Raw genomic sequence first — 21,452 nt, 5'->3', positions numbered from 1 at the left:
TTCTACCCGTTATCTACTGGCTCGCCAAACCACTGATGATACCAACGCTGTAAATATTGATCACGTAAGCGGCGGATTTGCCAGCCATGTTGCGAAAAAGTCACAGAGATTTGTCCAGATTGAGGTGTATCCAGCCATAAATAGCCCTCTTTCCTGTAACGTCGGACCACTTTGGTCGACGGAAATCGCCATGCGTTATAGCGTGCTGCGGAGGCCAACGCGACTTTCCCTTCCGTGCGCTGAATCAGTGGCAATGAAGAAGAGGTGTTACTGCCATGATGAGGCACCTGAATGAGTGTAGACGTAAGATAACGCCAGTGATGGCTTACCATCGCCTGCTCAGCCTTAGCCTCAATATCCCCCGTCAACAGAATGCTCTGCTCGCCATCATCGATTTTTACCACGCATGAGCGATTATTTCCCGTTACAGACAATTCTTCCGGTGGCCAGTGAACGGTGAATGTTAACCCTCGCCATCGCCATTGTTGCCCACGAAAACACGGAAGATGGCCTGCCCATCGCAGCGGGCTTCTTATCCATATGGCCGGCCGGACTTTCTGTAATGATTGCAGGCCCCCGGCATGATCAAGATGCTCATGACTCAGGATAACCCCCTCGGGGACCAGGTGATGCCAGCGTAGCCAGGGAATAATAACCTGCTTGGCACTGTCGCCACCCGGCCAGGCAAGCCCGGTATCGTACAGAATCGCCTTGCCGTCACGCTCAACAACCATAGCCAGCCCCTGCCCTACATCGAGCATGTGCAACGTCCAGCTATCATTTTTCACCGTTCTCCAGAGCGGGAACGTCAGTAAAACAGTACCCGCCAGGCACACCGCCGGCGCTGTTTTCCAGATGTGCAAGCGCCAGCCAATAATGGCGAACCAGGGCAGCAGTGTTAGATACTGCCAGCGTTCATCGATGTCCTGCCATCCGTCGGGTAAATACATCAATAACCAGAAAAGCAACGCCAGTGATTTATCCGCCGCGAGCCAGGTAGCCATTTCCAGAGCAGCTAGCGGCAACAAATGCAGCAACATGCCAAGCAGGATCAGTGGAACAGAGATAAACGTCACCAGGGGTACGGCAAACAAATTAGCCACTAACGAAGAGAGACTCACGCCATGGAAAATCAGGACCTGCAATGGCAACAGCAGCAGCAACATGCCCACCTGTAGATACAGCAGCTCCACAAATGGCTTTAGCCAACGGTTCAATCGCCAGGACGGCAGCGGTAACCACTGATACCAGAATATCAGTGCCGCTACGGCAAAAGCGGACAATACGAGGCTCTGCGAAAGCACAGCCATCGGGTCGACAACCAGAATAGCGGCCACACAGCACAGCCAAACTTGCCAGACTGACCATCGTCGCCCGCTGAGTCGTAATGCCGCAAAGGTTGCGAGCGAGATAACCGTACGTAACGCGGGCGGCTGCAGGCCTGTCAGCCACGCGTAGAAGGCGGCAAAAAAAAGCCCCGCCAGTAAAGGCATTCGCCAGTTAATGAAGTGGCAGGGTAAGAAAAACTGCACGCCCCGGGCCAATAGCCATACAACTGATGCAGCAAGTGCAATGTGTAACCCGGATATTGCCATCAGATGTATCGTGCCGGTCTCACGCATCAGGTTATTGATTTCCCGTGACACTGCCAGACGCTCTCCCATCCCCAGGCCCAGGATCACCGGCCCCCAGTGATAAGAAGAAAGTGTGTTTTGCAAAGAAGCCAGATAGCGTGAGCGTAAACTACAGGATCCATCGACAATTTCTGCCGCTGTAAATCTGCCGGTCAATGTCTGGTGCCGGGCAAATGCATTTCGCTGTGAATCAAAGCCGCCATCATTTAACTCACCATGTACGGCCCTGAGGCGCAGTGCCAACGCCCAACGCTGCCCTGCGCAGGCTGGCTGCTGTAACTCATTGCCGTATAGCACCACGCCAGTTGCGGGCCACCAGCGCTTTCCATTCAGGGACACAATCGTTCCTTTATGGGTCGTTGCGCCATCTGTTTCAGTGATCACCACCTCAGCCTGTTGTGCTCCGTGGGTTAAATGCTGCATCGGCCAGACGAGCTCCATTGCCGACAGAACTGCCCAGGAAAAAAAGAGCATCCACAGGCCTATAAAACGCATTCCCGTTAACCGGTGTAATGAGAATAAAACCCCTGCCGCGATCATCACCCATACTCCATGTATACCTGGCAGCACGGGCAACCAGAGCAGTGGTATTACTGCCAAAATGACACACATGCTGATCGTCGGTATCCCCATCACAACCTCCCTGTTTTGCAGGAGTATGTGGCTGTTAAGGGTGAGAGTCAGGCAGAGAAAGTGAGAACGACAGCGGGCGCTGTAATGATTTTTTCAGTTTGCAGAAAAGCGGATGCAGAATTGCGAGGCATCTTCAGAATAGAATAACGTCAAACAAAAAAAGCACCCTAAGGTGCTTTCTTTTTAACCCAGTTTAACCCTGAAGGCTAAACTCAGTTGCCATAAATATTGGCGCGATCGCGCAGTTCTTTACCAGGCTTAAAGTGTGGAACGTATTTACCTTCCAGCTCTACTTTATCGCCTGTCTTCGGGTTACGCCCGGTACGTGGAGCACGGTAGTGCAGAGAAAAACTTCCGAAACCGCGGATTTCAATGCGCTCGCCCTGGGCAAGAGTGGTGGCCATATGCTCCAGCATCTCTTTAACAGCATCTTCCACGGCCTTCGCCGGGACATGCGGCTGCTGACTGGCAAGTCTCTCAATCAATTCTGACTTGGTCATGATTCCTCCGGTTCCTTCAAACCAATTAGCTGAACAGCTCATTAAACAAGGGCGGCCGTAGCCGCCCTTTGTTATTGATTACAGGACGAATCCTGCAATCTGTCAAGTCTGCTCCTCATCCTTCTCACTGTAATTGCGTTACAGCTCAAAATGATGCAGAGAACTTGATATTACTCGCCTTTAGCTGCTTTGAAAGCTTCAGCCATTGCGTTGTTAGAGAAGTTTGCATCTTCCTGTTTGTTAACAGTTGCGATTGCATCTTTCTCGTCAGCTTCGTCTTTAGCACGTACGGACAGGCTGATAGCGCGGTTCTTACGGTCAACACCGGTGAACTTAGCTTCAACGTCGTCGCCAACGCTCAGAACCAGAGTTGCATCTTCAACGCGGTCACGTGAAGCTTCAGAAGCGCGCAGGTAACCTTCAACGCCGTCAGCCAGTTCTACGGTTGCGCCTTTAGCGTCAACTGCAGTCACTTTACCGTTTACGATTGCGCCTTTCTTGTTCAGTGCAACCCAGTTGTTGAACGGATCTTCTGCGAGCTGTTTAACGCCCAGGGAGATACGCTCACGCTCTGCGTCAACTTGCAGAACAACTGCTGCGATTTCGTCGCCTTTTTTGTATTCACGAACTGCTTCTTCGCCTGCAACGTTCCAGGAGATGTCAGACAGGTGAACCAGGCCATCGATGCCGCCGTCCAGGCCGATGAAGATACCGAAGTCAGTGATAGACTTGATTTTACCTTCAACACGGTCGCCCTTGTTGTGGGTTTCCGCGAACTGCTGCCATGGGTTGTTTTTGCACTGTTTCAGGCCCAGGGAGATACGACGACGTTCTTCGTCGATATCCAGAACCATAACTTCCACTACATCACCAACGTTAACAACTTTGGATGGGTGGATGTTTTTGTTGGTCCAGTCCATTTCGGAAACGTGCACCAGACCTTCAACGCCTTCTTCGATTTCAACGAAGCAGCCGTAGTCAGTCAGGTTGGTAACGCGACCAGTCAGTTTAGTACCTTCTGGGTAACGTTTAGCGATAGCAACCCATGGATCTTCGCCCAGCTGTTTCAGGCCGAGGGATACACGAGTACGTTCGCGGTCGAACTTCAGCACTTTAACAGTGATTTCGTCGCCAACGTTCACGATTTCGCTTGGGTGCTTAACGCGTTTCCACGCCATGTCGGTGATGTGCAGCAGGCCATCAACGCCGCCCAGGTCAACGAATGCGCCGTAGTCAGTGAGGTTCTTAACGATACCTTTGACTTCCATGCCTTCCTGCAGGTTTTCCAGCAGCTGATCGCGTTCTGCACTGTTTTCGGATTCGATAACAGCACGACGGGAAACAACAACGTTGTTACGCTTCTGGTCCAGCTTGATTACTTTGAACTCAAGCTCTTTGCCTTCCAGGTGCAGGGTGTCACGAACTGGACGAACGTCTACCAGTGAACCTGGCAGGAACGCACGAATACCATTCAGCTCAACAGTGAAGCCGCCTTTAACTTTGCCGTTGATAACACCGACCACAGTTTCAGCTTCTTCGTAAGCTTTTTCCAGCGTGATCCAAGCTTCGTGACGTTTAGCTTTTTCACGGGACAGCAGGGTTTCACCGAAGCCGTCTTCTACTGCATCCAGAGCAACGTCAACTTCGTCACCAACCTGGATTTCCAGCTCGCCCTGGGCGTTTTTGAACTGCTCTGCCGGAATGGCGGACTCAGATTTCAGACCGGCGTCAACCAGTACTACGTCTTTGTCGATAGCAACAACAACACCACGAACGATGGAACCCGGACGGGTTTCGATTGTTTTTAAGGATTCTTCAAATAGTTGAGCAAAAGATTCAGTCATGTTTAATCTTCAGGTTAATATAACGTCCACCTGGCTCCTGCCGGATGGGGTTGTTTCACATACCCGCCGTCAATCCATTGCAGCGGGGGTACTGCTAAATCGGTCGCAATTACGCGAGTGCCAGTTTCTGGCGCGCATATTGTAGCGCTTTTTCAATCACTTGCTCAATAGTTAAACTGGTGGAATCCAGAACTAATGCATCTTCTGCAGGAACAAGTGGGGCAACGGCGCGGTTACGATCGCGGTCGTCGCGCTCTTTTATCTCGGATAAAAGGCGATCAAAGTTAACACTAAAGCCCTTCTCCTGCAACTGAAGCATACGGCGATGCGCACGTTCTTCAGAGGAAGCATCAAGGAAAATTTTAACAGGTGCATCAGGGAATACCACTGTACCCATATCACGCCCATCGGCTATCAGACCTGGCGCTTCACGGAAGCCACGTTGGCGACGCAGCAGCGCCTCGCGAACGCGTGGAAACGCAGCAACCTGAGAGGCGGCATTAGCCACTTCCTGCGTGCGGATTTCTCCGCTCACATCTTCCCCTTCCAGGATCACTTCAAGGTTGCCGTCGGTCGAAACAAAACGCACATCCAGGTGCGCCGCCAGCGGTACCAGCGCTTCTTCAGATGCGACATCCACATGGTGATGCAACGCAGCCAGGGCCAGCACGCGATAGATTGCTCCTGAATCTAAAAGATGCCATTGCAATGCTTCCGCCATCGCCTTGCACAGAGTACCTTTCCCTGCGCCACTAGGCCCATCAATGGTGATTACCGGGGCAACTGCCGTCATCTTTTTCTCCTTAATCAAGGCATACCGTTAACATAAACGCCGCGCATTATACGCGCCAACGTGCGCAACTGTTACCTTTGCGTGCAAATTACGGATTTAATGAAGCAGAGTGTAGAAGAAATGGGCAGGAATGAACGTCAGGAAGCGTAAGGAAATGCCGCATCGCAGAATGCGGCATAATGTCATCAGGCCAGCGTGCTAATGCGCGCCAGCTGCTCGAAGTAGTCCGGGAAGGTTTTCGCCGTACATTTCGGGTCGAGAATAGTTACAGGCGTGTCGGACAACGCCACCAGCGAGAAGCACATCGCCATACGGTGATCATTGTAGGTACCAATTTCTGCAACCTGCAATTTGGCCGGAGGTGTCACGCGAATGTAGTCTTCGCCCTCTTCTACCTCTGCACCCACTTTACGCAATTCGGTCGCCATCGCAAACAGACGATCGGTTTCTTTCACGCGCCAGTTATAGATATTACGCAGCGTGGTGGTACCTTTCGCAAACAGCGCAGCTGTCGCAATGGTCATTGCGGCATCCGGGATATGGTTCATGTCCATATCAATGGCGTTCAGCTCGCGATGTGTACAGGAGATGAAATCATCACCCCAGGTCACAACAGCCCCCATTTTCTCCAGCACGTCAGCGAAACGGATATCGCCCTGCACGCTGTTACGCCCGATACCGGTCACTTTCACCGTACCGCCTTTAATCGCGCCGGCAGCCAGGAAGTAAGAGGCAGATGACGCATCGCCTTCAACCAGGTAGTTACCCGGGGACTGATATTGCTGCGCGCCACGCACAACAAAGCGTTGATACGTCTGGTTTTCAACGTCAACACCGAAGGTTTTCATCAGGTGCAGCGTGATATCAATGTAAGGTTTAGAAACCAAATCACCTTTAATGGTGATGACGGTATCCTGCGGTGCCAGTGGCGCGGTCATCAACAGGGCTGTCAGAAACTGGCTTGAGACGCTGCCGTCAACTTCAACGGAGCCACCGGTAAAACCACCGCGCAGAAGCAGTGGCGGATAATTTTTCTGCTCCAGATAATCAATCTGCGCGCCGCCCTGACGAAGGGCATCCACCAGATGACCGATTGGACGCTCTTTCATGCGCGGCTCACCGGTCAACACAATGTTGTTGCTGCCCAGGCACAGGGCAGCTGCCAGCGGACGCATCGCAGTACCGGCGTTCCCCAGGAACAGTTCTAGCGCTTCGCCAGAGTGCAACTCTAGCGCTTCGCCAGAGTGCAACTCTAGCGCTTCGCCAGAGTGCAACGCACCACCGTTACCGGTCACTTCGCAACGCGTGCGGTCATCAGACAGCGTGTAATGAACTCCCAACGCTTTCAGCGCATTGAGCATATGGCGAACATCATCGCTGTCCAACAGATTTGTAAGGACGGTGGTGCCGTTTGCCAGAGCTGCCAGCAGCAGAGCGCGGTTCGAGACACTTTTTGAACCAGGCAGATTAATGGTGCCATCTACCCGCGCGATAGGTTGTAACGTCAGGGATTCCATGAAACTTAACTCTCAACTCAACATAATAAAAACCCCGCAGCATAACTGCGGGGGTGAAAAATCAGCGTGATTAACCGCGGCGACGTTCGAAGTCGACCATGAAATCGGTCAACGCTTTCACGCCTTCCAGCGGCATGGCGTTATAAATAGAAGCACGCATCCCACCCACCACACGGTGGCCTTTCAGCGCGTGCAGACCCGCCGCGAAGGACTCTTCAAGGAAGAGCTTATCCAGGCTGCTGTCGGCGAGCTGGAAAGGTACGTTCATGCGGGAGCGGTTGGATTGCGCCACGTCGTTGCGGTAAAAATCGCTCTTATCAATCACACCGTACAGCAGATCGGCTTTTTGCTGATTGATCTTGTCCATCTGCGCCACGCCGCCATTCTGCTTCAGCCATTTGAAGACCAGACCTGCCAGATACCAGGCAAATGTTGGCGGGGTGTTGAACATAGAGTCGTTGTCGTTCAGCACGGTGTAATCAAGGATTGACGGGCATGAAGTATGGGCTTTGCCCAGCAAATCTTCACGCACGATGACCAGCGTCAGCCCAGCCGGGCCGATATTTTTCTGCGCGCCCGCGTAGATAACGCCGAAACGGCTGACATCAATTGGCGCGGAGAGGATTGTTGAGGAGAAGTCGGCAGCAACCACCACATCTTTGCCGAAATTCGGCACTTCATCGATGGCAATACCGTCAATGGTTTCGTTCGGGCAATAATGCAGGTACGCAGCGTTGTCAGAAAGCTGCCACTCGCTCATCGGCTTAACGGCGCGCAGGCCATCAACGGTGATTTTGCCGTCGATAACATTTGGTGAGCAGTATTTTTTGGCTTCTTTAACGGCGCTTGCCGCCCAGTAGCCAGCGTCAACGTAGTCAGCAGTGGTTTTGTCGCCCAGGATATTCAACGGTACGCCCGCAAACTGACCGCGCCCGCCGCCGTGGCAGAACAATACTTTGTAGTTCGAGGGAATATTCAGCAGATCACGAAAATCCTTTTCTGCTTCTTCAGCTACCTGAATAAATTCTTTGCCACGGTGACTGATTTCCATCACCGACGTGCCCAGACCCTGCCAGTCACAAAGTTCCTGTTGAGCCTGTTTGAGCACATCCACCGGTAACATTGCCGGACCTGAACTGAAATTAAAGACTTGAGCCATTTCCCTCACCACGCTAAAAGCAATAAGTTATTACTGTGGATATCGGTTTTATCATTCAGTGACACGCGCCGCAATGTCTAAAACTTATGACCGGCGAAATGTGCCCGTCGTCACACAATACAATCTGCCACCTCGCTGTAACAAAACCGACAAAATGGCTGTCAGGTGATACGTTTGGCCCGGCTAACCTTCGACCATTCTGGATTCGTGCAACGGGGACATAATTGATGCTCTCCTGCCTGCATCGCTTCGACATGGCTGCATCTTATACAGGCATACTCACCCGTTTCAGGTATCGTCTTAAACCGCTCAACGAAGCTTTCAGGAAGGATACACAGGCCAGGCTTCACATCATCATCGCGATAGAAATAAATGCTGATTTGTCCGTTCGTTTCCATGATGGCCAGACGCACCTGCCCGAGCTGTTCTACACTGTTGAGCCGCAACTCCATAAAGAATTCAAATTCCGTCATATTGGCACCGCGGACTTTCTCCCAGGCCAGTTGCCCATCTTCGACGATGACCACCGGTTTCCCTTCAAACAGGTCTTCCAGCTTTTCGCTTTTTGACATCAGCCACATCACCAGCCGGTACAGCAGGCCCAGTGAGACAAAAACCACGAAGACCGGCACCATCGGCACGTCGTCATAAAAGGCAACATCCCCGGCCGCGGACCCTAGCGTCAGGATAATAAGCACTTCAAAAAGCGACATCTGGCGAACACCGCGACGCCCGGTAATTTTGAGGAAAAGAAAGACCAGGATGAAGGTATAAAGACTACGCAGCGCTACCTCCCATAAAAAATCGGGTGGAACTTTGTCAAATGCCATCCGATGAAGATCGAATGCTTTCATTTTTCTATGCCTTAACAGAGAGTTACTGTCACTAAGCATAGCCCACTCATTTATTTTCGCCGAAGATAGCACCCGTCACGCAAAACCCGTATCATTGCGCGCTTTACGTACGATAAAAGTGAACGCCATGACTCAAACGTTTATCCCCGGCAAAGACGCCGCTCTGGAAGATTCCATCGCTCGCTTCCAGCAGAAACTGACCGACCTGGGCTTTAATATTGAAGAAGCCTCCTGGCTGAATCCGGTTCCTCACGTCTGGTCCGTGCATATTCGCGATAAAGACTGCGCGTTGTGCTTTACCAACGGTAAAGGCGCAACTAAAAAAGCCGCACTGGCCTCTGCGCTGGGTGAGTATTTTGAGCGTCTGTCCACCAACTATTTCTTCGCCGACTTCTGGCTGGGTGACACCATCGCTAATGGCCCATTCGTTCACTACCCGAATGAAAAATGGTTCCCGCTGACCGAAGATGACGAACTGCCGGAAGGTATTCTGGATGCCCGACTGCGTGCGTTCTACGATGCCGATAACGAACTGACCGCCAGTATGCTTATCGATTTACAGTCAGGTAATGAGGATCGCGGTATCTGTGCCCTGCCGTTTACCCGTCAGTCTGACGAGCAGACCGTATACATCCCGATGAACATCGTCGGTAACTTGTATGTGTCGAACGGTATGTCTGCCGGGAACACCCGCAACGAAGCGCGTGTGCAGGGTCTGTCTGAAGTGTTCGAACGCCACATTAAAAACCGAATTATCGCAGAATCCATCAGCCTGCCTGAAATTCCGGCCGAGGTTCTGGCGCGTTACCCGGGCGTTGTGGAGTCTATCGAGAAGCTGGAAGCTGAAGGGTTCCCAATCTTTGCCTATGATGGTTCTCTGGGGGGTAAATACCCGGTTATCTGCGTGGTGCTGTTCAACCCGGCGAACGGTACCTGCTTTGCTTCCTTTGGTGCGCATCCTGACTTTGGTGTCGCACTGGAACGTACGGTCACCGAACTGCTTCAGGGCCGTAGTCTGAAAGACCTCGACGTGTTTACCCCGCCAACCTTCGACGACGAAGAAGTGGCTGAACACGCGAACCTCGAAACCCACTTCATCGATTCAAGCGGTTTGATCTCCTGGGATATGTTTAAGCAGGATGCGGACTACCCGTTCGTAGACTGGAGCTTTGCAGGCACCACTGAAGAAGAGTTCGCCACCCTGATGGCTATCTTCAAAGCTGAAGATAAAGAAGTCTATATTGCCGACTACGAACACCTGAGCGTATACGCTTGCCGTATTCTGGTGCCTGGCATGTCGGATATTTATCCGGCAGAAGATCTGTGGCTGGCAAATAACAGTATGGGTGCGCATCTTCGTGAAACGCTACTGTCACTACCAGGTAGCGAGTGGGAAAAAGAAGACTATCTGAACCTGATCGCGCAACTGGACGACGAAGGTCACGATGACTTTACCCGTGTGCGTGAGTTGCTCGGTCTGGCAACCGGTAAAGACAATGGCTGGTATACCCTGCGTATTGGCGAGCTGAAAGCGATGCTGGCCTTAGCAGGTGGTGATCTGGATCAGGCGCTGGCATGGACGGAATGGACGATGGAGTTCAACCAGTCTGTCTTCTCCGCAGAACGCGCAAACTACTACCGTTGCCTGCAAACCCTGCTGCTGCTCTCGCAGGAAGACGAACGTCAGCCGCTGCAATATCTGAATGCCTTTGTGCGTATGTATGGCGCAGACGCTGTAGAAGCTGCCAGCGCGGCCCTGAGCGGTGAAGAACCGTTCTACGGTCTGCACGCTGTAGATAACGATTTGAAAGCCTTCCCGGCACATCAGTCGCTGCTGAACGCGTATGAGAAGTTACAGAAGGCTAAAGCCGCTTATTGGTCAAAATAAGCGCATATAACATTACCAACTGTAGGCGGATTCAATCGTCTGGGCTATATTACGGGGCAATTTCATTGCCCCGTTTTTTTATTTCTTTCGCAATGATTTTTGATTGTAATAATAAAGTTAAATATGGGTAAATATAATAATACTTGCCTAAGCTTGACTGTTACTTTTTATGGTAAATACTCCATTTTAATTAACTGTTTTACGGGAGCGCGCACGAAAAAATTCAACTCTTTTCATAACTTTTAAAATTTATTTTTATACGGATAATCAAATACTTACTCCGCTTTCGCTGTAAAACCATACACATTGCGGGCCTATAAGCCAGGCGAGATATGATCTATATCAATTTCTCTTCTATAATGCTTTGTTAGTATCTCGTCGCCGACTTAATAAAGAGAGAGTTAGTGTGAAAGCTGACAACCCTTTTGATCTTTTACTCCCAGCTGCGATGGCCAAAGTTGCCGAAGAAGCGGGTGTCTATAAAGCAACGAAACACCCGATGAAGACCTTCTATCTGGCGATCACCGCGGGTGTGTTCATCTCAATTGCTTTTGTCTTTTACATCACTGCCACAACCGGTACTGCCACAATGCCTTTTGGCATGGCTAAACTGATTGGCGGTATTTGCTTCTCACTGGGACTGATTCTTTGCGTCATCTGCGGCGCTGACCTCTTCACCTCAACGGTGCTGATTGTCGTCGCAAAAGCGAGCGGAAGAATAACCTGGGGCCAACTGGCGCGTAACTGGTTAAACGTCTATGTTGGTAACCTGATTGGGTGTCTGCTCTTTGTTTTGTTGATGTGGTTATCTGGCGAATACATGACCGCCAACGGCGGCTGGGGGCTTAACGTCCTGCAAACCGCAGACCACAAAATGCACCACACATTTATCGAAGCTGTCGCTCTTGGCATTCTCGCAAACCTGATGGTCTGCCTGGCTGTCTGGATGAGCTACTCTGGTCGTAGCCTGATGGACAAAGCCATGATTATGGTTCTGCCGGTTGCGATGTTTGTTGCCAGCGGCTTTGAGCACAGTATCGCAAACATGTTTATGATCCCTATGGGAATTGTAATCCGCAACTTTGCGAGCCCGGAGTTCTGGACCGCGGTTGGTTCAACCCCGGAAAGTTTCTCTCACCTGACTATTATGAACTTCATTACTGATAACCTGATCCCTGTCACTATCGGGAACATTATCGGTGGGGGTCTGTTAGTTGGGTTGACATACTGGGTCATTTACCTGCGTGGCGACGACCATCATTGATGGTTATCTCAGGCAGTAAATAAAAAATCCACTTAAGAAGGTAGGTGTTACATGTCCGAGCTTAATGAAAAGTTAGCCACAGCCTGGGAAGGTTTTGCGAAAGGTGACTGGCAGAATGAAGTAAACGTCCGTGACTTCATTCAGAAAAACTATACCCCGTATGAAGGTGACGAATCCTTCCTGGCTGGCGCAACTGACGCGACCACCAAGCTGTGGGACAGCGTAATGGAAGGCGTTAAACTGGAAAACCGCACTCACGCGCCAGTTGATTTTGACACCTCCGTTGCATCCACCATCACTTCTCACGATGCTGGCTACATCAACAAAGCCCTTGAGAAAATCGTTGGTCTGCAAACTGAAGCACCACTGAAACGTGCAATCATCCCGTTCGGTGGCATCAAAATGGTTGAAGGTTCTTGCAAAGCGTACAACCGCGAGCTGGACCCAATGCTGAAAAAAATCTTCAGCGAATACCGCAAAACCCACAACCAGGGCGTATTCGATGTTTACACCAAAGACATTCTGAACTGCCGTAAATCTGGCGTTCTGACTGGTCTGCCAGATGCGTATGGCCGTGGCCGTATCATCGGTGACTACCGTCGTATTGCACTGTACGGTATCGATTTCCTGCTGAAAGACAAATACGCGCAGTTCGTTTCTCTCCAGTCTGATCTGGAAAACGGCGTAAATCTGGAAGCCACTATCCGTCTGCGTGAAGAAATCGCTGAACAGCATCGTGCACTGGGCCAGATCAAAGAGATGGCGGCTAAATACGGCTGCGATATCTCTGCTCCTGCGACCAACGCTCAGGAAGCTATCCAGTGGACTTACTTCGGCTACCTGGCCGCTGTTAAATCTCAGAACGGCGCAGCAATGTCCTTCGGTCGCGTATCCACCTTCCTGGATGCGTACATCGAACGTGATATCAAAGCAGGCAAAATCACTGAACAAGACGCTCAGGAAATGATTGACCACCTGGTCATGAAACTGCGTATGGTTCGTTTCCTGCGTACTCCTGAATATGATGAACTGTTCTCTGGTGACCCAATCTGGGCAACTGAGTCAATCGGTGGTATGGGCGTTGATGGCCGTACTCTGGTTACCAAAAACAGCTTCCGCTTCCTGAATACCCTGTACACCATGGGTCCTTCTCCGGAGCCGAACATCACTGTTCTGTGGTCTGAAAAACTGCCTCTGAACTTCAAGAAATTCGCCGCTAAAGTGTCCATCGACACCTCTTCTCTGCAATACGAGAACGATGACCTGATGCGTCCGGACTTCAACAACGATGACTACGCTATCGCTTGTTGCGTGAGCCCAATGATCGTTGGCAAACAAATGCAGTTCTTCGGTGCGCGTGCAAACCTGGCGAAAACCATGCTGTACGCAATCAACGGCGGCGTTGATGAAAAACTGAAAATGCAGGTTGGTCCTAAATCTGAACCAATCAAAGGCGACGTTCTGAAGTTCGACGAAGTGATGGACCGTATGGATCACTTCATGGACTGGCTGGCTAAACAGTACGTCACTGCACTGAACGTTATCCACTACATGCATGACAAGTACAGCTATGAAGCCTCTCTGATGGCGCTGCACGACCGTGACGTTGTTCGCACCATGGCATGTGGTATCGCTGGCCTGTCCGTTGCTGCTGACTCCCTGTCTGCAATCAAATATGCGAAAGTTAAACCAATTCGTGACGAAGACGGCCTGGCTGTTGACTTCGAAATCGAAGGTGAATACCCGCAGTTTGGTAACAACGATTCTCGCGTTGATGACATGGCGGTTGACCTGGTAGAACGTTTCATGAAGAAAATTCAGAAACTGACTACTTACCGTAACGCTATCCCGACTCAGTCTGTTCTGACCATCACCTCTAACGTTGTGTATGGTAAGAAAACCGGTAACACCCCAGACGGTCGTCGTGCTGGCGCGCCATTCGGCCCAGGTGCTAACCCAATGCACGGTCGTGACCAGAAAGGTGCTGTTGCCTCTCTGACCTCCGTTGCTAAACTGCCGTTTGCTTATGCTAAAGATGGTATCTCTTATACCTTCTCTATCGTTCCAAACGCACTGGGTAAAGACGACGAAGTACGTAAAACCAACCTCGCGGGTCTGATGGATGGTTACTTCCACCACGAAGCGTCCATCGAAGGTGGTCAGCACCTGAACGTGAACGTGATGAACCGTGAAATGCTGCTCGATGCGATGGAAAATCCTGAGAAATATCCTCAGCTGACCATCCGTGTATCTGGCTACGCAGTACGTTTTAACTCCCTGACTAAAGAACAGCAGCAGGACGTTATCACCCGTACTTTCACTCAGTCCATCTAACTGGAATTGACTGAAATCACGCGTTAAAAAGCGTACAATAAAGGCTCCACGCAAGTGGGGCCTTTTTAACACCTTCTCCACCCCAGTCTCTTTTGTCCGCTATCTATACTTTATGGATATCAGCCAAAACAGATTTAAACACAGCCGGTTTTGAGCTGTGCATACTCAGGCCCCGGACGGGTCGATGCTGGAGATATCACCGCAATGTCAACTATTGGTCGCATTCACTCCTTTGAATCCTGTGGCACTGTCGATGGCCCAGGGATCCGCTTTATTACCTTCTTCCAGGGCTGCCTGATGCGCTGCCTGTACTGTCATAACCGTGATACATGGGATACACACGGCGGCAAAGAAATCACTGTTGATGATTTAATGAAAGAGGTTGTGACCTATCGCCACTTTATGAATGCATCGGGTGGTGGTGTTACCGCTTCTGGTGGTGAAGCCATTCTTCAGGCCGAGTTTGTGCGCGACTGGTTCCGCGCCTGCCGTAAAGAAGGTATTCACACCTGCCTTGATACTAACGGTTTTGTACGTCGTTACGATCCGGTCATCGATGAACTGCTCGAAGTGACCGATCTGGTGATGCTCGATCTCAAACAGATGAACGATGAGATCCACCAGAATCTGGTTGGTGTTTCCAACCATCGTACCCTGGAGTTCGCCAAATACATCTCAGGTAAGGGTATCAACACCTGGATCCGCTATGTGGTTGTACCTGGCTGGTCAGATGATGATGACTCTGCACATCGACTGGGCGAATTTACCCGCGATATGGGCAACGTAGAAAAAATTGAGCTGCTGCCCTATCACGAACTGGGTAAACATAAATGGGTGGCGATGGGTGAAGAATATAAGCTCGATGGCGTTAAACCACCGAAGAAAGAAACCATGGAACGCGTGAAAGGCATTCTTGAGCAGTACGGACACAAAGTTATGTATTAAAAAATAGCCCGGTTTAACCGGGCTTTTTTTATGCTATCTGAACACGCCGTTAATGATCGTGGTCACAATGGCCGTACTCAGTGCAATTAAGACCAGGTCATCACCCACTACCCGCCATTCATACCCAGGATAGGAAGGAAGCTGGCCCAGCATAGACGCCGGTACTGTTTTTTTCGCAATACCCGGAGGCAGTGGTTTTCCGCGTGCGAGATTTTTCGCAATGCCCGGCGGCAATGAATCATAACCGGTTAAACCGTAATTCAATGCCAGATGACGGGCGTGATCGAAGCTCACGCGCGCATCAGCATCATCACCGACGCTTTTATTTGATTTGCCGGGACTCTGATTACTATTATTTTGTTTACTACCATGATTACCGGAATTCCCGTTCCCATGGTTGCCGCTGTTGCCTTGCCCACCGCCATTACCATTGCCATGACCATTACCTGGATTCGCCAGGGCTGGCGCGGTTGCGAAGGTTAAGGACAACACGACTGCCAGAGCAGTCGTGGAAAAACGACGTATAGACATGATTGCTGCCTTTTAGTGATAGAACTCAGTTGAATTATCGCCTGGCGCAATAAACAAACAATAAGTAAAACTCTGAGTTCTGATAGGGTCAAAAAAGCCTGTCATCGACAGGCTTTTATTTATTCAGGCATGGGCCACGGGAGTTGGATGTTCGCCCGCTTTGCGCAGCAGCATCAGGAGATAAATAAACGACACGCTGGCAATCATGATAAACAGCAGGTTGTCAGAATAATTCTGCATCAGCATGGCCGTCAACGTCGGCCCCAGTAAACTGCCGATGGTATAACTCAGGAGCAGCGCCTGGTTCATTGCCACCAGCTGATGATGTTCAACTTTCTCACAGGCCCAGGCCATGGCTACCGGATAGAGAGTGAAGCCCGCCGCCCCCAGAATAAACAGCGCTGGCGCCATTGCAGCGCTGCTGAGCATCGCGAGGCAACCCATGATCACCACAAAGACCTGAACGCGCAGCACCAGCAGGCGGCCAAAGCGATCGGCAAGACGACCTATCGGCCATTGCCCGACGATCCCCGCACTGACCATAACCGCCATCCAGAAACCGATCCCGGAATCGCTGACGCCCTGATGGTTCAAATACAGTGGCATCAGGCCATAAAGCGAACCCAGCACTATCCCGGAAATGATACAGCCATTAACTCCCAGACGCGCCTGACGCAGCCTCAGCATCGGCCAGACGTGGGTCACTTCCTGGTGTTCGCTCTGCTGGTTAACAATGCGGGTAAAGAGCAACGGCAGAACAGCGGCCAGGATCATGCCAGTCACCCACGGCAGGACGCTCATCAGGTCGGTTGGCAGTTTACTGACCATCAGTTGCCCAAGCACGGTTCCAACGTAGTAAACCATCATATATGCCGCCAGCAGGCGACCACGGTTGCGCGACGTGCCGCTACACATCAGGGCACTTTCAACCACCACCCAGATCATTGCGCAGCCCACACCCGCGATAAAACGCCAGACCATCCAGCTCCAGAATCCCACCATCAGGCCTAACCCGGCGCACCCGGCGGCAAAAATCAGCGATGCCAGATAATAGCTACGGTTAAAACCAACGCGCTTAATCAGGCTCCCTGTTACCAGCGTTCCCAGAAGGTTACCTGTAAAAAAGGACGAGCTAACCATGCCCACCTGCCAGGTTGGTAAGTTTTCATGGGCGAGCCAAAGCGGGACGAGGGTGTTTAACACCGCAATCGCCAGCGTCAGCAAAAGCAGGCCACAGAGCAGCAGAAGCACTGGGCGGGTATAGGTGGACATGGATTAAAAACCGTGAGGAAGTTCAGATTTCGTGCGCATCATGCCACTGGCAAAAACAAAGTCAATCCACCGATTCAGGGCGCTCGCACAATATGTGCCCTGTCGATTTAAAAAACTAATCCTGCTAATGCAATGCCTGCTATCGATACAAACTATCTAATTGTTTTTATTTACCAATATCCGGAATTAAAACCAAACGACAGTCGAAAAATTTCATGATTGAAAACAAAAAGCCGGGCACTCTGTCCCGGCTTTATATAACAAAAAAACAGCGTTAACTTGCTATGGCCATACCAACCGTCATATGCAGGCCATAGAACACACCACGGCCGATCAGCTCACCTGCCAGCACCAGAACAAAGGCCAGAGACAACAGCGGTACCGCAGGCTGATAACCCTTAAGCTGAGGCACAATCCAGCACACCAGCGCCACCGCCAGCAACACCACGCGCCAGGCCATCAGCGAGCCGTAATCAGGCACCAATGCAGATGCCTGTTGAATAGAGCTGTGGATCGTTGCAAGCTCTGCCCCTTGCATCAGGGCTACGATGGCACTCACCACCAGTGCCAGGAGTGAAACCGCCGGCAGTAAACGCATCGCCCAGCCGTCTACACCCGCCACACGCAGCAGCAGGAAACCCAACAGCGGCCCACCGATGAACATCGTCAGGAAGAAGCTCATTGGCGTCCAGACGCTATACCAGGTTGGAACAGTGTCGATGGTGTTATAAACCCGCACCATCATCCACACGAACACCACACCCAGAACCATCGTGATGATTAGCCACAGGCTACGTAATCCTGAAGGTAGCTTTTTCAGTGCCGCCAGCAACCAGCCCAGCCCGCCCACAGCAAAGAAAATGGCGCCACTGGCAATTTCGTTACTGAGTGATGATGCACCCACGCGGTTCAGGGAATTAAACGCCCGCATCGGTGAACCGAGGTGCAAGGTTGAGGCGATAAACCCAATCCCCATTAGCACCCACAGACCAAACATGCTCAGTACTAAACGCTGTTGCTGTTCAGTATTCAGATTGCCTTTTAACAACGCCACGGCGAGCACGATAAAACCACCCGCAACGCACTGCCCAAAGACCGTGAAGATCATCAGCGGCCATTCATGCCATCCACTTCCCATCTCACACCTCCTTCGGATTTGCCAGGTAGCCGGTGGTATCACCCGTCGGGCGGCTGTTGGCGTTAGGTTTAATCACAATGCTCGGCCTGGTGAAGTGCGCTGACGGCAATGGGGCTACCGCCGCAAGCTGGCCGTGTTTTTGGCGCAACTCTTCAATCGGGCCAAAGTCCAGCGCGCGCAGCGGACAGGATTCCACGCAAATAGGCTTTTTGGCGTCGGCCACGCGAGTGTAGCAACCGTCGCACTTGGTCATATGGCCTTTGGCGGCATTGTACTGCGGCGCACCATACGGGCAGGCCATGTGGCAGTAGCGGCAGCCGATACAGACATCTTCATCCACCACCACAAAACCGTCGTCACGCTTGTGCATCGCACCGCTCGGACACACTTTGGTGCAGGCCGGATCTTCGCAGTGGTTGCAGGCAATCGACAGGTAGTAGGCGAATACGTTCTGATGCCAGACGCCGTTATCCTCCTGCCAGTCGCCACCGGCATATTCGTAAATACGGCGGAAGCTGACATCCGGGGTTAAGTCTTTGTAATCCTTACAGGCCAGTTCGCAGGTCTTGCAACCGGTGCAGCGGCTGGAATCAATATAAAATCCATACTGGGTTGTCATCGGTTACTCCTTACACCTTTTCAACCTGAACAAGGTTTGTGTGGGACGGATTACCCTTCGCCAGCGGCGATGGGCGCTGCGTGGTCAGTACGTTAATACTGCCAGCCTGGTCGATGCGATTTGCATCCGGGTTGTACCAGGCCCCTTCCCCCAACGCGACAACGCCAGGCATCATACGCGGTGTAACTTTGGCTTCGATATGCACTTCGCCACGACCGTTAAAGATACGCACGCGATCGCCGTTTGAAATGCCGCGCGCTTTCGCATCCATCGGGTTGATCCAGATTTCCTGACGACAGGATGCTTTCAGTACATCAACGTTGCCGTAAGTCGAGTGAACCCGCGCTTTGTAATGGAAGCCCGTCAGCTGCAACGGGAATTTCGCGGTCAGCGGATCGTTGTAGTTTTCGAAACCTGGCGTATAAATTGGCAGTGGATCAATCACATCCCCTTCCGGCAGCTCCCAGCTGGATGCAATTTTTGCCAGTTCTTCAGAGTAGATTTCGATTTTACCCGATGGGGTGGTCAGCGGATTGGCATGAGGATCGTCGCGGAATGCCTTATAAGCAACATGATGCCCTTCCGGGTCGCGCTGCTTGTACATACCCTGCTGACGGAAGGTATCAAAGTCAGGTAGATCAGGTATTGCTTTGCGTGAAAGTTCATGCAGATGACGCATCCATCCTTCCTGAGTACGCCCTTCGGTGAACTGCTGCTCAACGCCAAGACGCTTCGCCAGTTCAGACGTCATCTGATAGATGGTTTTGCACTCGAAACGCGGTTTAATCGCCTGATCGGTAAAGATAACGTAGGACATGTTGCCGCAGGAGGCATCCAGCGCGAAGTCCATCTGCTCTGATGCGGTGCAATCCGGTAGAATGATATCGGCATATTTCGCCGACGAGGTCATGTGGCAGTCGATGACCACAATCATCTCGCACTTTTTATCATCCTGAAGGATCTCATGAGTACGGTTGATCTCAGAATGCTGGTTAATCAGACAGTTACCAGCATAGTTCCAGATCATCTTAATCGGGACATCCAGTTTATCTTTACCGCGCACACCGTCGCGCAATGCCGTCATTTCCGGGCCGCGTTCAATCGCATCGGTCCACATAAACATGGAAATACTGGTCTGTACCGGGTTGTCCAGGTTCGGCATACGTTCAAATGGCACTTCATAAGAGCCTTCGCGCGCGCCGGTGTTACCCCCATTGATACCCACGTTGCCCGTCAGAATAGAGAGCATTGAAATGGCACGGGTGGCGATTTCACCGTTCGCATGACGCTGCGGCCCCCAGCCCTGGCTGATATAAGCCGGTTTCGCCGAACCAATTTCACGTGCCAGCTGAACAATACGTTCTACCGGAATACCGGTTATCGTGGATGCCCACTGAGGCGTTTTTGCCACGCCGTCACTACCCTGGCCAAGGATATACGCTTTGTAATGCCCGTTAGCAGGGGCACTGGCTGGCAGAGTTTTCTCGTCGTAACCGACGCAATATTTATCAAGGAAAGGCTGATCAACGAAGTTTTCAGTGATCATCACCCATGCCAGCGCGCTCACCAGCGCGGCATCGGTACCCGGACGGATAGGGATCCACTCATCTTCACGCCCGGCACCGGTATCGGTGTAACGCGGATCGACGATAATCATGCGGGCATTAGATTTAGCACGAGCCTGCTCAAGATAGTACGTCACCCCTCCGCCGCTCATGCGGGTTTCACCCGGGTTGTTACCGAACAGCACCACCAGTTTGCTGTTTTCGATATCAGACGGACTGTTGCCATCTGCCCAGCCACCGTAAGTGTAATTCAGCCCTGCCGCGATCTGCGCGGAAGAGTAGTCTCCGTAGTGATTGAGATAACCGCCGCAGCAGTTCATTAGGCGTGCAACCAGCGTTTTTCCTGGCGGCCAGGAGCGGGTCATGGTGCCGCCGAGCGTACCTGTACCGTAGTTCAGGTAGATAGATTCGTTACCGAACTCATTAATCAAACGCTGCATGTTGGTCGCAATGATGTCGTAGGCTTCGTCCCAGCTAATGCGCTCGAACTTTCCTTCCCCGCGTTTTCCCACACGTTTCATCGGGTACTTGAGGCGATCCGGGTTATAGACGCGGCGGCGCATTGAGCGGCCACGTAAACAGGCGCGAACCTGATGTAACCCGTCATAGTTATCGTCGCCGGTGTTATCTGTTTCGACATATTTGATTTCGCCATCCACCACATGCATCCGCAGCGGACAACGGCTACCACAGTTAACAGTACAGGCGCTCCACACCATTTTTTCCGGGACTGATGCCGGGGACAGCGCATCCGCTGCCGACACCATACGAGAAAAAGGCAGAGTTAACGCACTGCTGGCAACAGCCAGACCGCCTATTGCCGTGGTTTTCATCAACCCACGGCGAGTGACCTCGGCAGCCAGTAAAGCATCAGGCGCTTTGATTTTCATAAAGACTCACTTTGGTTGCTCACAAATAAAAGAGATACGGTAAAAATCGCTATATAGTGATATTTATAACGA

At 51.6% G+C, this 21,452-nt stretch carries 16 protein-coding genes; 4 read left to right on the top strand and 12 right to left on the bottom strand.

Features of this window, described 5'->3' with window-relative positions:
- Window positions 1-2: 2 nt before the first annotated feature.
- The 7 genes from ACT9TW_RS12945 to ACT9TW_RS12915 all read right to left on the bottom strand — a co-directional run bounded on the left by ACT9TW_RS12945 (window position 3) and on the right by ACT9TW_RS12915 (window position 8,934).
- A complete protein-coding gene (locus tag ACT9TW_RS12945; RefSeq protein ID WP_446492590.1) occupies window positions 3-2,267 on the bottom strand; it encodes a ComEC family protein in 2,265 nt (754 codons plus the stop codon).
- 212 nt (window positions 2,268-2,479) lie between these two features.
- Window positions 2,480-2,767, bottom strand: a complete 288-nt coding sequence (gene ihfB, locus ACT9TW_RS12940; protein WP_014069584.1) for an integration host factor subunit beta — start codon at window positions 2,765-2,767, stop codon at window positions 2,480-2,482.
- Between the two features lie 170 nt (window positions 2,768-2,937).
- Entirely contained in the window at window positions 2,938-4,611 is a 1,674-nt protein-coding gene (gene rpsA / locus ACT9TW_RS12935) for a 30S ribosomal protein S1 (protein WP_010429251.1), read from the bottom strand.
- A 109-nt stretch (window positions 4,612-4,720) separates the two neighbouring features.
- Entirely contained in the window at window positions 4,721-5,404 is a 684-nt protein-coding gene (cmk, locus tag ACT9TW_RS12930) for a (d)CMP kinase (protein ID WP_014069582.1), read from the bottom strand.
- A 185-nt stretch (window positions 5,405-5,589) separates the two neighbouring features.
- Window positions 5,590-6,921: a 3-phosphoshikimate 1-carboxyvinyltransferase gene (gene aroA / locus ACT9TW_RS12925; RefSeq protein WP_446492589.1), complete on the bottom strand. Its 1,332-nt coding sequence runs from the start codon at window positions 6,919-6,921 to the stop codon at window positions 5,590-5,592.
- A 70-nt stretch (window positions 6,922-6,991) separates the two neighbouring features.
- Window positions 6,992-8,080: a 3-phosphoserine/phosphohydroxythreonine transaminase gene (serC, locus tag ACT9TW_RS12920; RefSeq protein ID WP_182060235.1), complete on the bottom strand. Its 1,089-nt coding sequence runs from the start codon at window positions 8,078-8,080 to the stop codon at window positions 6,992-6,994.
- Window positions 8,081-8,241: 161 nt separating this feature from the next.
- Window positions 8,242-8,934, bottom strand: a complete 693-nt coding sequence (locus ACT9TW_RS12915; RefSeq protein ID WP_182060234.1) for a DUF421 domain-containing protein — start codon at window positions 8,932-8,934, stop codon at window positions 8,242-8,244.
- Window positions 8,935-9,061: 127 nt separating this feature from the next.
- Between ACT9TW_RS12915 and ycaO the strand changes: the two genes are divergently transcribed.
- The 4 genes from ycaO (at window position 9,062) to pflA (ending at window position 15,365) form a co-directional block, all read left to right on the top strand.
- Entirely contained in the window at window positions 9,062-10,822 is a 1,761-nt protein-coding gene (gene ycaO / locus ACT9TW_RS12910) for a 30S ribosomal protein S12 methylthiotransferase accessory factor YcaO (protein ID WP_446492588.1), read from the top strand.
- Between the two features lie 406 nt (window positions 10,823-11,228).
- Complete coding sequence (gene focA / locus ACT9TW_RS12905) at window positions 11,229-12,086, top strand: formate transporter FocA (protein ID WP_182060232.1); 858 nt, start codon at window positions 11,229-11,231, stop codon at window positions 12,084-12,086.
- Window positions 12,087-12,137: 51 nt separating this feature from the next.
- The gene (pflB, locus tag ACT9TW_RS12900; protein ID WP_182060231.1) at window positions 12,138-14,420 is read left to right on the top strand and encodes a formate C-acetyltransferase; all 2,283 of its coding nucleotides are present in this window, start codon (window positions 12,138-12,140) and stop codon (window positions 14,418-14,420) included.
- A gap of 204 nt (window positions 14,421-14,624) precedes the next feature.
- Window positions 14,625-15,365 carry a pyruvate formate lyase 1-activating protein gene (gene pflA / locus ACT9TW_RS12895; RefSeq protein WP_182060230.1) on the top strand — a complete coding sequence of 247 codons (741 nt, stop codon included), beginning with the start codon at window positions 14,625-14,627 and terminating at the stop codon, window positions 15,363-15,365.
- Window positions 15,366-15,398: 33 nt separating this feature from the next.
- Here pflA and ACT9TW_RS12890 read toward each other — a convergent pair whose 3' ends face one another.
- The 5 genes from ACT9TW_RS12890 to dmsA form a co-directional block, all read right to left on the bottom strand.
- Window positions 15,399-15,896, bottom strand: coding sequence for an anti-virulence regulator CigR family protein (locus ACT9TW_RS12890; protein WP_446492587.1), 498 nt, complete (start codon window positions 15,894-15,896; stop codon window positions 15,399-15,401).
- A 123-nt stretch (window positions 15,897-16,019) separates the two neighbouring features.
- On the bottom strand, window positions 16,020-17,168 hold the full coding sequence (locus ACT9TW_RS12885; RefSeq protein ID WP_182060228.1) for an MFS transporter: 1,149 nt from the start codon (window positions 17,166-17,168) through the stop codon (window positions 16,020-16,022).
- A 274-nt stretch (window positions 17,169-17,442) separates the two neighbouring features.
- The gene (locus tag ACT9TW_RS12880) at window positions 17,443-18,306 is read right to left on the bottom strand and encodes a dimethyl sulfoxide reductase anchor subunit family protein (protein WP_446492586.1); all 864 of its coding nucleotides are present in this window, start codon (window positions 18,304-18,306) and stop codon (window positions 17,443-17,445) included.
- A gap of 1 nt (window position 18,307) precedes the next feature.
- Window positions 18,308-18,925 carry a DMSO/selenate family reductase complex B subunit gene (locus ACT9TW_RS12875; protein WP_446492585.1) on the bottom strand — a complete coding sequence of 206 codons (618 nt, stop codon included), beginning with the start codon at window positions 18,923-18,925 and terminating at the stop codon, window positions 18,308-18,310.
- A 10-nt stretch (window positions 18,926-18,935) separates the two neighbouring features.
- Entirely contained in the window at window positions 18,936-21,380 is a 2,445-nt protein-coding gene (dmsA, locus tag ACT9TW_RS12870; protein WP_446492584.1) for a dimethylsulfoxide reductase subunit A, read from the bottom strand.
- Window positions 21,381-21,452 lie beyond the last annotated feature (72 nt).

The sequence above is a fragment of the Enterobacter sp. C4G1 genome, from assembly GCF_052886895.1.
This window is presented reverse-complemented; position numbering and strand designations above follow the sequence as displayed.